We start from the raw sequence: 12,591 nt of genomic DNA, 5'->3' as shown, positions 1-12,591 counted from the left end.
GCGAGTGCGAGCCTGCAGGAGCCTCGCACATGCCGTAGGCTTGAATATCATGGCAGAGACAGACTTTCCCGCAGAAATCCGGGCGCTACGCGCAACTTACCTCTCGATCGAGCAAGTCTCCGAGGTGGACAAGCTCATCGAGAGCATCGAGGATTTGTCCGATCAGGCGGGCTCACCCAATTTGTGGGATGACCCTGCCGCTGCCCAGAAAGTCACCTCCAAGCTCAGCCACGCCCAGTCAAAGCTGGAAAAGCTGCGCACCCTGGAGTCCCGGATCGACGATCTGGAGGTTTTGGTGGAGCTGGCTCAGGAAGAGGGCGACGCCGATTCCCTCGCCGAGGCTGCCAAGGACCTTCCGGCCTTGCAGAAGTCGTTGCAGGACCTGGAAATCGTGACGTTGCTGGCCGGTGAATACGACGAGCGCGAGGCCGTCATCACGATCCGCTCCGGCGCGGGTGGCGTGGATGCCGCCGACTTTGCCCAGATGCTGCTGCGCATGTACCTGCGTTGGGCCGAACGCCACGGCTACCCGACCGCTGTCCTGGACACCTCCTACGCGGAAGAGGCCGGGCTGAAGTCCGCCACCTTCGAGGTCAAGGTACCGTACGCATTCGGAACGCTCAGCGTTGAAGCCGGCACGCACCGTTTGGTCCGCATCAGCCCCTTCGACAACCAGGGCCGCCGCCAGACGTCCTTTGCCGCCGTCGAGGTCATCCCGCTCATTGAGTCCACCGATAGCATTGAGATCCCGGATAACGATATTCGCGTGGACGTCTTCCGCTCCTCCGGTCCTGGTGGACAGTCCGTGAACACCACGGACTCCGCCGTGCGCCTGACCCACCTTCCCACCGGCACCGTCGTGTCGATGCAGAATGAAAAGTCGCAGATTCAAAACCGTGCCGCCGCCATGCGCGTGCTGCAGTCGCGCCTGTTGCTGCTCAAGCAGGCCGAGGAAAACGCGCAGAAGAAGGCCATGGCCGGAGACGTCAAGGCGTCCTGGGGAGATCAGATGCGTTCCTACGTTCTGAACCCGTACCAAATGGTCAAGGATCTGCGTACCGAGCACGAAGTCGGGAACGCCGGCGCCGTGCTAGATGGCGACATTGACGACTTCATCGATGCCGGAATTCGTTGGCGCGCAGATAACCGTAACGCGGAAAAGACACCATAACTTTTTACGCGGCCGTCATAAACCACGGAGATTATCGCGGCGAGGCAACGGGTTGTAATGTGGCTCACAGCAATCAGTTGCGCTGCCCCGACCACCATCGAGCCACCCACCGACGAACACCTTCGAGGTGAGCTACGTGCGGCAGACGCAATCGGCGTGAAGTATCACGTGAAGGAAAAGGAATCGTATTTCGAAAAGGTGGGCGACGAGGTTTATCGCCGCAATAAGGTATTCCGCAGTGTCCGGGACAAACGCACCGGAAATGAGATTGCCAACGAGCTCATTGTCGAGAATAACGCCAAGGTCTTATACGACCACTCCCTCATCAACGCACCCATTCGTCAGGACGTCGGGGGGAGTGCTCGCATACACGCACACACCCTAGACATTTCGCAACGACTGCTCATTCACAGTAATCATCCAGCATCGACACGCCCCCACGGAATCAGCATTCACCGGACTCGGCGCCTATAGTCGTTATGCTGGCGGTTTCTTCCCCCGAGCCTCTGCCCGGCCGCCAGCATGCCAGCGCTTTGTGCTGGCCGGGCAATGAAAAAGTCATGATTCGTTTTGAAAATGTGAGCATTGCATACGACCGCAAGTCCAGTCCTGCGCTCGATGATGTCTCCTTGGACGTGCAACGCGGCGAGTTTGTTTTCTTGGTGGGCTCTTCCGGCTCCGGAAAATCGACCCTGCTCAGTTTGATCCTGCGCGAAAAGCGGACTCCCCACGGGCAGATCTATGTGGCCGGGCAGAACGTGGCGACCGTGCCTAGCTGGCGTGTGCCGAAATTCCGCCGCGGCATCGGTGTGGTCTTCCAGGACTTCCGGCTCATCCAAACCAAGACGGTTTCTGCCAACGTCGCCTACGCCATGCAGGTCCTGGGTAAGTCCCGCGCCGCCATCCGTGCCGAGGTCCCTCGTGTGCTGGAATTGGTGGGCCTCGAGGGCAAGGGACACCGCAAGCCCCACGAACTTTCCGGTGGTGAGCAGCAGCGTGTGGCCATTGCCCGCGCCATCGTGAACCAGCCGGGCATTCTTCTGGCCGATGAGCCCACGGGTAACCTTGATCCCACCACGAGTGCCGGCATCATGGAAATTCTGGACAAAATTAATCAAAATGGCACCACGGTGGTCATGGCCACGCACGATGACGACATCGTGAACTCCATGCGTAAGCGCGTCATAGAGCTCCGCGGCGGCAAGGTGGTCAGAGATGAAGCTAAGGCGCTCTACACCTCCATGATCCCTGTGGTGCAGGCAGGCGAGGGGTCCGCCGTCGGATCTTCTATTAAGCACGACGCCGAGCCCCAGACCCGCCGCCAGCGCGCGGTCAGTGCCGCGGCAGCAAGTGACGCGGCAGCGGCGGCGGAGACGATGCCGCCCCGCCTGGAACGTAAACGCGGGGTCGGGCCCGCAGATGCGGTGCCTGGCGCCGAGACGATTGACGGCTTGAAGAACACGAATGAGGACCAAAAGTGAGACTTGCTTTCATTATGAGCGAGTTGGGCAGCGGCTTACGCCGTAACCTGACGATGGTCATTTCGGTGATCCTGGTGACCTTTGTGTCACTGACCTTTGTTGGAACGGCGGGGCTGCTGCAGATGCAGATCGGCCAGCTCAAGGGCTTCTGGTACGACAAGGTCCAGGTGACCATCTACCTGTGCAACGACGTGCCGGCCAACAGCAACTGCATTTCTGGTCCCGTGACGGATGATCAGAAGAAGAGTATTGAGGGCATGCTGGAATCGGCGGCAGTCAAGCCTTACATTGAAAACTGGGCCTTTGAATCTCAGGCCGAGGCGCTGGGACACTTCCAGGAACAGTTTGCGAATTCTCCCATGGTGGATTCCGTGGAGGCTGCCAACCTGCCGTCATCGTTCCGCATCAAGCTGACCGACCCGGAAAAGTACCAGATCATCAACGAGACCTTCTCGGCGACCCCGGGCGTTGACTCGGTGGTTGATCAGCGCAAGGTGCTCGAGAAACTGTTCTCGTGGATGAACATCGCTACCTACGTCGCCATTGCCGTTGCCGCCTTGATGACGATTTGTGCGGCACTGCTGATTGCCACAACTATCAAGCTGTCGGCACAGTCGCGTACGCGTGAGATTGAAATCATGCGCCTGGTGGGCGCCTCGCGGACAGTGATCCAGTTGCCCTTCGTGCTGGAGGGTGTTATCGCCGCGACGATTGGGGCGCTGCTGGCCTCGGGTGCGGTGTGGTCAATTGTGCAGTTCTTCATGGGCGGGTACCTGGCCTCGGCCAACTCGGGAACGCCCTTTATCTCCACGATGGACGCGTTCAAGATCTACCCAGTTCTGGTCTTGCTCGGCATTGTGTTGGCCGGAGTTTCATCGGCCGTATCCTTGCGCAAAAACCTTAAAGTGTAAGATCAAGGTTGGGGCTGTTACAGCTGGGTCTCAAATATCTAGTCTTACCAGTGCTTGCACGTGACTTTTGACGGCAATTTTGAAGGAGCTATTAGGCATGAATTCGAAATCAAGTGGGGGAATTGGAACTGTGAAATCTCCCCGACTTGGGCGTAGCCTGCCCGTTTCTGAAGTCTCGGCCACGAAGCGCGGCCGGGGCACCCGGCCGGCGGTCCGCCGTTTGACGGTATCCGTCACCGCACTGTTGGCTTTTGCCCTCCTGGGGCTGGTCCCTTCGGCGCACGCCGATGATCTCAACGATCAGGCTGCTGCCTTGGCGCGGCAAGCTCAGGACGTTCAGACCTCTCTTGAATTTGTCGACGCTGGAATCGCCCAGTCGGCCGCAGACCTTGTCATGTATCAGGGGCAGCTGCCGGGCGCCCAGGCCGCTTTGGCTGATGCACAGAATCGTGTGGGTGTTGCCACCGGTGTTGTGACCTCGTTGGCTTCGCGGATCGATTTGGCGCAGCAGAACAAGGATAAAATCACGGCGCAGATTGCCGCCGACGCCGAGAAGGCCACGGAGACTAAGACCATGATCGGACAGATCGCGGCCCAGTCGTACAAGGCTGGCGGGCTGCCCGTGAACCTGACCTTGATTCTTGGTGCTGGTTCCACGAGCGATTTGGCCAACTCGATTGACCTGGCCGAGCAGGCGCTGCGGAGTCAAACCGCTGCCCTCGAAGCCTTGACGGCTCAGAAGGCAACTAACCAAAACGCTCAGGCCCGGCTCGTGGCCGTTGAAGCGGAAATCAAGGACCTGAAGCTCCAAGCAGATGCTGCCCTTGCCGCCGAGCAGGTGGCCCGTGACGAGGCTGCGACAAAGAAGGCCGCTGTCGATAAGCTCGTCAGCGATTCGGCAGCCTTGAATGCCAAACTTGAGGCTGAAAAGCCGCGGATTCAAGCGCAGTTGAAGCAGGTTCAGGTGCAGCAAGACGCGGTTGGGGCTCAGATCGCTGAGATCCAGCGTAAGGAGCGTGAAGCTGCCGAAGCCGCTGCGAGGGCAGAAGCCGAGCGCGTTGCTCGCGAACAAGCTGCTGCAGAGGCCGCTGCGAACGCAAACAACAATGGAGGCGGCCAAGCCCCCTACGTTCCCCCGGTCTATATCCCGCCGGCTGTTGGCAATGTTTCAGCTTTTGGTCTGCAGCACCCCTTCGCCGCGAATATCCCGATCACTTCCCCGTTCGTTCGTAACCGACCGGTTCCGGCTGGCACGGCTGACTTCAATGGCACCGGCTACTACGACCACACCGGCATCGACTTTGGCGCACAATGTGGCACACCGGTCTACGCGCCGGCCGATGGAACGGTTCGCTTGGCCGGCCAGACCACGGTGGTGTGGGGTGGCGGTAACGTCTTGTGGATTAGCCACGGCGTCGTCGCGGGCAACGCCCTGATGACCGTTTTCTACCACAACTCCTCTGTTTTGGTCAGCGCCGGTCAGACCGTCAAGCGCGGCCAGCTCGTGGCGTACTCGGGTAACACCGGTAACTCCACCGGTTGCCATGCGCACTTCGAGACCTGGCTCAACGGAACACCTGTTGATCCGATGTCTGTGCTCTAATCACTTGCTAAACTAAGGGCTTGCATCGCGGATTCTTGGGCGATGCAAGCCCGTAGTCATTTTTACAACCGACTTCACCACCGGTGTTGCGGTCATTCTTAACACGAGGGAGTCAGCTGTGCCTAAGGAAAGTGGCCTGAAGGTAGTGGCCACCAATCGCAAGGCCCGGCATGATTATCACATCATGGATACCTTCGAGGCCGGTCTGGTCTTGATGGGTACCGAGGTGAAGTCCCTGCGTGAGGGCCGGGCGTCCCTGGTGGATGGTTTTGCCACGTTTTACAATAACGAGCTGTGGCTCGAAGCGGTCTACATTCCGGAGTACCTGAACGGAAGCTGGACCAACCACACCGCCCGCCGCCGTCGAAAACTGCTCTTGCATCGCGAAGAGCTGGAGAAGATCGACCGCAAGACCCGCGAATCGGGTTTCACCATCGTGCCGCTCCAGCTGTACTTCAAGGACAGCCGAGCCAAGGTGGAGATCGCCATTGCTCGCGGTAAGAAGGATTACGACAAACGCCATGCCCTGCGCGAACAGCAGGACAACCGCGAGGCGTTGCGTGAGATGCGAGCCAAGAACCGCGGCGAGTAGATGCCTGCAGTCGGCGTTTTTTGGAGCACCTGGAGCCTAGACCCTTGGGCACTCGCTCTGATTCTTGCCGCCGCAGGCCTGTATGTCTGGGGACTGTACCGGGCTGCCGCGGTAGGTGTTCGCTGGCCTGTCTGGCGCGTCGCCGCGTTTTTCACGCTGGGACTTGGCCTCTACGCCGTCGTTAGTTTTGGCTTTCTCGGAACCTGGTCAGCAGAGCTGAGATGGGCCTTTTCCCTGCGGATTGCCATCTGCTTGTTTGTGGTTCCGGCGGGGCTGGCCCTGGGCTTGCCAGTTGCTCTGGCCCGCATTGCGGTACGCCAGGGCCGGCTGCGCACCGTGTTGGCGGCTGTGGGCAGATGGCCCATGCGGTGCTTTTCCAACAGTGCCATCGCGCCCGTGATCGGCTTGTTGGTGCTCTCCATGATGCTGACCCCGTTGGCAGGGATCACGCGTATCAATCCTGTTTTTGAGGGCCTGCTCAGTGTCGCGATACCGCTTTTGGGGCTGCTCATGGTGGTCCCACTGGTCGAAGAAAAGACCCAACTGAGCACGGGTCTGATCATGGTTCAGTTTGTTTTTGCCTTCATCGAGTTATTGGCCGATGCCATGCCAGGGCTCATTATGCGGCTGAGCCCGGGGATTTTGGACGGGGCTACGCTGTTCTCCGGTAGCCATCCGGCCTGGTTCCCCACGGCTTTGGCTGACCAGCAACTTGGCGGTGATTTTCTGTGGTTCATCGCCGAGATCATGGACCTGCCCGTGCTCATCCTGCTCTTCCTGCGCTTCGCCACCTCTGACAAGGGCGAGCGGAAGGTGCTTGACGCATTGAGCGATGAGCACATGGCCGAACTCAACGACGCACATCTAAAACTGAGGAGATAATTCCCATGGCATCGATCCAACGGCGCTGGTGGATGATCGGTGCCGGGGTAATTGTTGCGGCACTGGTAGCCGTTCTCGCGGTTGTTTTCACGAATAATTCGGCACCTCGGCCCGTGGCGACGTCGGCTCCCGTTCCGTCGCCTTCCTCAAGCACGACGGCGGTGCCGCCTTCCAGCGCGAGTCCGGCTCCGTCGTCGTCCGCTTCTGTGGCAACGACCGCGGCCACCGCGACAGCAGGTGGGGGAGTGGCGGCGGCGAAGCTTGCCGAGCTGACCGTCGAGCAAAAGGTGGGACAGGTCCTCATGGTCGCCTCGCCCGTGACGGGGCCGAGCGCCGATTCCTTATATGCAGTGGACACCTTGTTGGTGGGCAATGTTTTTATGAAGGGCCGCAGCACGGCGGGGCAATCGGGGATCGCCGATGAGGTGACGGGCATGTTGAAACATGTCTCTGGCTCACGAACCGCTGGAATCCTGCCATTTGTCGCCACCGATCAAGAAGGCGGCCTGGTGCAAATCATGCGCGGGCGAGGTTTTAGCGAGATGCCGCAAGCCATTGAACAAGGGGAGCTTCCTGTCGCGACCCTGCTGGCCGACGCCACTACCTGGGGTGAACAGTTGGCTGCCGTGGGTGTCAACGTGAATCTGGCACCCGTCATGGACACCGTGCCGAGCGCAGAATTCGCGCCGAAAAATGCGCCGATCGGAGCCTTCGGGCGGGAATACGGTTATACGCCGGAGGCTGTTTCAAGTCACGGAATCGCTTTTGCCCAGGGGATGCGTGCGGCCGGCGTTGACGCGACTGTCAAACACTTCCCGGGGCTGGGCCGGGCCACCGCCAATACAGACGTTGATGCCGATGTCATTGATACAGTCACCGTCCGCAATGACGCCTATGTGGAACCATTCCGTGACGCGGTCAAGGCGGGAGTGCCGTGGCTCATGATGTCGAACGCGTCGTACCCCAAGATTGACGCCGCGAATCTGGCGCCATTTTCCCGGACGATTGTTCACGACATGGTGCGCGGTGACCTGGGGTTCAAGGGCATCATCGTCAGCGACGACATTTGCGATGCGGTTCAGGTGCGGGCCGTGCCCGTCTCTCAGCGAGGGGTCCTTTTCCTCAAAGCCGGCGGAACCATGGCCTTGTGCACTAATGAGGCATTGTTGCCCGAGATGTACAGCGGGTTAGTCGAAGCAGCCAAAACTGATCCAGCTTTTGCAAAGCAGCTCGATGCCGCGGCGCTGGTGGTTTTGGAGATGAAACAGGACCGCGGCTTGCTTAGTTAGTCGGCCTGCTTGGAATAAATGAGGGGCCACATGCGCTAGCATGGATACACCACAGATGGTCTTGGCCGGACGTGGTTTGAAAAAACAATAGGGGATGATCGGTTTCGACGGTGTTAGTCGAGACAGGTGAAGCGGGTCGAGGATACAGGGTTAACTCGTAAACGATCTCTGTAAAACACAAGTGCTGAATCAAATCGCACTGACTTCGCTCTTGCTGCCTAAGCAGTAAGACAGTCCGTCAGCCCGGGAATGCTCTCGTCCCGGATACTGGCGTCATCTAGAGGGCCACTGCTCTAAGTGCTTGTTGTAGGCGCTTAGGGGACTCTTATACAACTGGGCCTGGCAGCTACTTGTTTGCGAGATAGCTGGGGCCGAGAAAAACCGCTGCAAACTGCACCCGGAGAAGCCCTGACAACACAACATCGGACGGGAGTTCAATTCTCCCCATCTCCACATCCCTATTGGGACCTGTTCCCCGCCTTGCGGCGGGGGACGGGTCCTTTTTCTTTGCTCTGAATCAGCCAGTGTGACGAAGAATGCAGGGTTAAACAGAGGGTCAAATTGGGGGCTTTGAGGGGATCCCGGATATTCGACTTGCCAAAATGTAATGGGACAACTTTGCGCTTCGCCTGAACCAACTGGTCTATTTTTGGGGCTTGGCACAGTGACTTGTCACGCTTCATCAATGAGTCGATAAAGAGGAAAAAATGCACAGAAGACTACCAGAGGCGGTGCTGTATTCTCCGGGGGAGAATGGCACCAATCGGCTAACTAGGGGGTGGCTGGCAGTTCTGGCAGGCGTCGTCGCTGTTGCATTGACCTTTGCAGCCCTTATTGGACTTGGGAACAGTGCGGCCAACGCCGCAACGCCCGGGAGTATCACCACCACCGTCATTACGGGGGGGTGAAAAGTACGACGGAATTCCTGTGGTCAAGGAAGGCGAAACTCTCACGATGAGGGTGACCTATAAGGATTCAGTCGGAGCTGGCAGCTCGGTTTCCATTAACTTGGGCGCCAACGTCACCTTGGGTGATGTGCCGGCCGGAAACGAAGCGGTTGAATCCATCACGAAGGATCCGCAGAATCCCAACGCCGTCATTGTGAAGTTCAAGGACCCCTGGCCTGCAGGTGTTGACCAGGGCCTGCTTGACTTGACCTTCACCGTCAATGCTGTCGATGGTAGCTCCAAGGAGACCATCGATTGGACCGTAGACGGGGATCCTCAGAGCCTCGAGGTCATCGTCAAAAACGACGGCGACGACTTTGCCAATGTTAATGACTACCAAAGCAAGGGCATTAACAACAACGGCAACCTCGGGCGCTTTGTTAGCTATGACAAGGTCACCGGTAAGGTCACGGTCGCTGCCGGCATCGTTGGTGCGCCGATTACCTACACACTTGCCGTTGACTCTAAGGATGCCAAATCTGGGTATGTCATTGCTGACGTACTCCCGCAGGGCATGGCTTACAACGCCGGATCCTTCACGGCCAAGCAGACGACATGGGATGCACTAGGCCTTAACAAGGTGGAGAACGCTGTGGGCTTTGTTCCTCAGATCAGCGACAATACCTTCTCCGGTTCAATGGATCTTCCTGCTTCATCGAAGACACTGATCACCTACACGGCGAGTGTGACCGATGAGGCCGCTCGAGCGGCTCTTGAAGCACAGCTGCAGACCGCAGCAGACAAGGTTAACCTCGTCAATGGCGGAAACTACAACGTCAGTATCAAAAACACGGCTACCTTTGGTGGTTCAGTCACCAAGGACGCTACGTTTTCCTTCGGCGGATCAATCGCTGGTGTTTCAGGTCCTGGCCTAAGCGGGGCCCTGTCTAAGAATGCTGACTGGTCAACTCAGGAAATCTCTCCTAAGGACGACGGATCACTGGATCCGCCCTTGGATATCACGTACACGATTAAAACGGACCTCACTCCATTCGACGGCACTAATGTGCTGAAGACCTTGGTCGCCAACGTTGTTCTTTCTGACAACCTTCCGGTGCAGGCAAGCTGGAAGACCACGGATGCTTCGTTCCTTACCTCTACGGGCATCGTGCTGGAAAAGGTTGCGCCCGTAAACCTGACCGCGTTTGCCGGTGATGAGTACGTGGGAAAGTACTTTGTGGATGGACAGAAACTGTACGTCAACGTGGGTATGGACAACGCACTCAAGTCCACAATTGCCGTCAAGGCTTCGATCAACACCGTCAAGGGACTGAATAACGAGTGGACCAGCATTCCCGGCGAAACGAAGAAGAAGCTTACCAATAGGGCCGAATGGACCTACACAACTGAGAATGGTAAGAAAACCACCGGCTACAACAATCCTGTAGAGCTTCTTTCTCACGAGACGAATGAAAACGGCTTCAACGCTCCGGACTACTTCAAGAAGGAGTCCACTGCTAAGCAGGTAACCGTGAAGCCCGGGGAATCCACCACAGTTGGCTACAAGTTCACGGTTGGTGCCGGCAAGGGCATCGATGTTACAAAGAGCTCAATCGTCGACTATGTTGATTCGAATGTTTTTGATACCTCGGATCTTGAGGCTATCAAGGGCGGCCTGACGGCCACCTATGACTATTGGCGAACCTTGGACGGCTCATCGTTCGATGTTTCGCTTAACGGTGCAGGTGACCTGGTCATCAAGCTCAATGATGCTGGTATTGCCTTGGTCAATGGTTGGGGCGCAAACAAGCAGTTTGAACTGAATATTGTGCTCACTACAAAGCCGGTTATTGGTAAGCAGACTCTGCAGATCACGAACAAGGCGACGCTCTTTGGTACCGACGGCAAGGCTTTGTACTGGTCGGAAGCCTCGTCGACGGCAACGTCTTATGGTGACGAGGCTGAAATTCGCAAGGAAGTTCGCGATACACCGAATTCCGCGTGGACGCAGAACCTTCGTGCTGAATTCAGTCCTGATGGGAAGCTCATCCAAGATGAGTTTGTCTACAACGTAGCTCTGATTGCTCATGGTAAGTACACGGGTGTGGAGATCTTTGACGTCGTCGACGTTTTGCCTGCCGGTATTGAATTCCTCGGTTTTGTGGATGATGCCAATATCGATGATGGTGCCAACCCTAAGGCTGGACCGATAGATCTGAAGGGCAATGTTCAGGCGCGTTTCGACGCACCTACAGTCGATGCCCCTCAGGGCAAGGTTGTACTCTTCCAAAAGGCTGGTACGGTTCTTGACGCGTCACAGGGTGTTGCGTCGGCGAACCTTTTGGTCAAGATCACTGACTTCACCTCGGATGCTGCCATCGTGAACTCCATCGGTAGCAAGAAGGCGTCCATCACTCCTTCCAGTGGTTACCCCTTGAGTATTGCGAAGCTCAACTCGGTGGACGACACCGTTGCTATCTCTGACACCAAGGCAAAGTTCCAGATCCTCGACGATATGGGCGGAATTGTTGTCGACAACGTCTTCGTTCAGGACAACGCTCTACGCGTCGAGGACAAGGGCGTAACTAAGAACGTTACGGTTCCAAAGCCTGGCACGTACACGGTGAAGGAAATTACTCCTCCGGCTGGTTACGCTAAGTCGGACGTGACAGTTGAAGTTGTAGTCAACACTGATGGCAGTTCAAACTCCGTCTCGTTCTACAACACACCGATCAAGACCTACGCCGTTGGCGACGTGGTTTGGGTTGATACAGACAAGAATGGCCTTCAGGGTGAAGAAGAATTCCTTGAAGGTGTCGAAGTAACCCTTCTGGATGGTGCAGGTACTCCTATTGCCACGACCAAAACTGACTCCAGTGGTTGGTATATGTTCGACAGCTTGCCTGCTGGTGACTACCAGATCAAGTTCGAGCTTACGGCCGAGCAAAATGCGAAGTACGACTTCACTGCGCCCAATCAGGGTACTGACGACGCGGTCGACTCCGACGCCGATCCTGCCACAGGCCTCACAGCCAAGTTCACGCTTGACGAGAGCAATAAGGCAGTCACCAAGGAATACCGTCATGATTTTGCAGCCACCGAGGGTATTGACCCGACATGGGATGCCGGTGTAATTCTGAAGCCGAAGGTTTCTGTTGGTGATTATGTGTGGGTTGATTCCAACCGTGATGGTGTTCAGGATGAGGGTGAGAAGGGCATCAAGGATGTCGTTCTGACAATCACTGGTCCTGACGGCAAGCCTGTTACTGATGTATTTGGTAACCCGGTTGCTCCTGTTACGACGGATGAGAACGGTAAGTACACTTTCGAGAACTTGCCGGTCCTGACGGATGGTCAGTCTTACACGGTTTCGATTGATCAGGATGCTTCTAAGGGACCGTTGGCTCCTTATGTTCCGACGATTGATACTGGTGCTGATCGTGCGACGAACTCCTCGACGTGGACCGCTACCTCTGAGGGTTTGACGAAGGATGGCGATCGCGATGCGACCCTGGACTTCGGTTTTGTAACACCTGAAGTGAAGCCGACGCCTACTCCGACGAAGGATCCGACGACGCCTGCTCCGACTGAGGATCCGACGACGCCTGCTCCGACTGAGGATCCGACGACGCCTGCTCCGACTGAGGATCCGACGACGCCTGCTCCGACTGAGGATCCGACGACGCCTGCTCCGACTGAGGATCCGACGACGCCTGCTCCGACTGAGGATCCGACGACGCCTGCTCCGACTGAGGATCCGACGACGCCTGCTCCG

8 protein-coding genes, 1 other RNA gene and 1 pseudogene (1 of these 10 running past the window's edge) are annotated in these 12,591 nt (G+C 57.4%); all 10 read left to right on the top strand.

Translation table 11 applies throughout. The features are described 5' to 3' along the window. Positions 1 to 49 precede the first annotated feature (49 nt). Positions 50 to 1,171 (top strand): peptide chain release factor 2, encoded by a 1,122-nt coding sequence (prfB, locus tag CVS30_RS03735; protein WP_110483956.1) that lies wholly within the window; start codon positions 50 to 52, stop codon positions 1,169 to 1,171. A gap of 57 nt (positions 1,172 to 1,228) precedes the next feature. Further along, complete coding sequence (locus CVS30_RS03730) at positions 1,229 to 1,645, top strand: hypothetical protein (protein ID WP_110483955.1); 417 nt, start codon at positions 1,229 to 1,231, stop codon at positions 1,643 to 1,645. Between the two features lie 86 nt (positions 1,646 to 1,731). Continuing rightward, a pseudogene (gene ftsE / locus CVS30_RS03725) lies at positions 1,732 to 2,427 on the top strand (cell division ATP-binding protein FtsE); the annotation flags it as partial. A gap of 221 nt (positions 2,428 to 2,648) precedes the next feature. Beyond that, positions 2,649 to 3,563 carry a permease-like cell division protein FtsX gene (ftsX, locus tag CVS30_RS03720; protein ID WP_110483953.1) on the top strand — a complete coding sequence of 305 codons (915 nt, stop codon included), beginning with the start codon at positions 2,649 to 2,651 and terminating at the stop codon, positions 3,561 to 3,563. Between the two features lie 97 nt (positions 3,564 to 3,660). Continuing rightward, positions 3,661 to 5,166, top strand: a complete 1,506-nt coding sequence (locus CVS30_RS03715) for a M23 family metallopeptidase (protein ID WP_110483952.1) — start codon at positions 3,661 to 3,663, stop codon at positions 5,164 to 5,166. Positions 5,167 to 5,284: 118 nt separating this feature from the next. Then, on the top strand, positions 5,285 to 5,758 hold the full coding sequence (gene smpB, locus CVS30_RS03710; RefSeq protein WP_110483951.1) for an SsrA-binding protein SmpB: 474 nt from the start codon (positions 5,285 to 5,287) through the stop codon (positions 5,756 to 5,758). Next, on the top strand, positions 5,759 to 6,640 hold the full coding sequence (locus CVS30_RS03705; protein ID WP_110483950.1) for a cytochrome c oxidase assembly protein: 882 nt from the start codon (positions 5,759 to 5,761) through the stop codon (positions 6,638 to 6,640). It begins immediately after the preceding gene. Between the two features lie 5 nt (positions 6,641 to 6,645). After that, positions 6,646 to 7,929: a glycoside hydrolase family 3 N-terminal domain-containing protein gene (locus tag CVS30_RS03700; RefSeq protein WP_245934418.1), complete on the top strand. Its 1,284-nt coding sequence runs from the start codon at positions 6,646 to 6,648 to the stop codon at positions 7,927 to 7,929. Between the two features lie 90 nt (positions 7,930 to 8,019). Beyond that, positions 8,020 to 8,385: a transfer-messenger RNA gene (gene ssrA / locus CVS30_RS03695) on the top strand. Between the two features lie 498 nt (positions 8,386 to 8,883). Next, positions 8,884 to 12,591 carry the 5' portion of an SdrD B-like domain-containing protein gene (locus CVS30_RS03690; RefSeq protein ID WP_146233327.1) on the top strand. The gene runs 207 nt beyond the window's last position, so the window shows 3,708 of its 3,915 coding nt (coding positions 1-3,708); it begins with the start codon at positions 8,884 to 8,886; its stop codon lies off the right edge, out of view.

This window comes from Arthrobacter psychrolactophilus, from assembly GCF_003219795.1.
Taxonomy (GTDB): Bacteria; Actinomycetota; Actinomycetes; order Actinomycetales; family Micrococcaceae; genus Specibacter; species Specibacter psychrolactophilus.
Note: the sequence above shows the minus strand (reverse complement) of the source record. Positions and strands in the feature narration are given on the sequence as shown.

What these genes read in the sequence shown, in the direction of transcription:
- CVS30_RS03700 (WP_245934418.1), top strand. Translation starts at nt 6,646, where the DNA reads ATGGCATCGATCCAACGGCGCTGGTGGATGATCGGTGCCGGGGTAATT.
- CVS30_RS03730 (WP_110483955.1), top strand. Translation starts at nt 1,229, where the DNA reads ATGTGGCTCACAGCAATCAGTTGCGCTGCCCCGACCACCATCGAGCCA.
- CVS30_RS03705 (WP_110483950.1), top strand. Translation starts at nt 5,759, where the DNA reads ATGCCTGCAGTCGGCGTTTTTTGGAGCACCTGGAGCCTAGACCCTTGG.
- CVS30_RS03715 (WP_110483952.1), top strand. Translation starts at nt 3,661, where the DNA reads ATGAATTCGAAATCAAGTGGGGGAATTGGAACTGTGAAATCTCCCCGA.
- prfB (WP_110483956.1), top strand. Translation starts at nt 50, where the DNA reads ATGGCAGAGACAGACTTTCCCGCAGAAATCCGGGCGCTACGCGCAACT.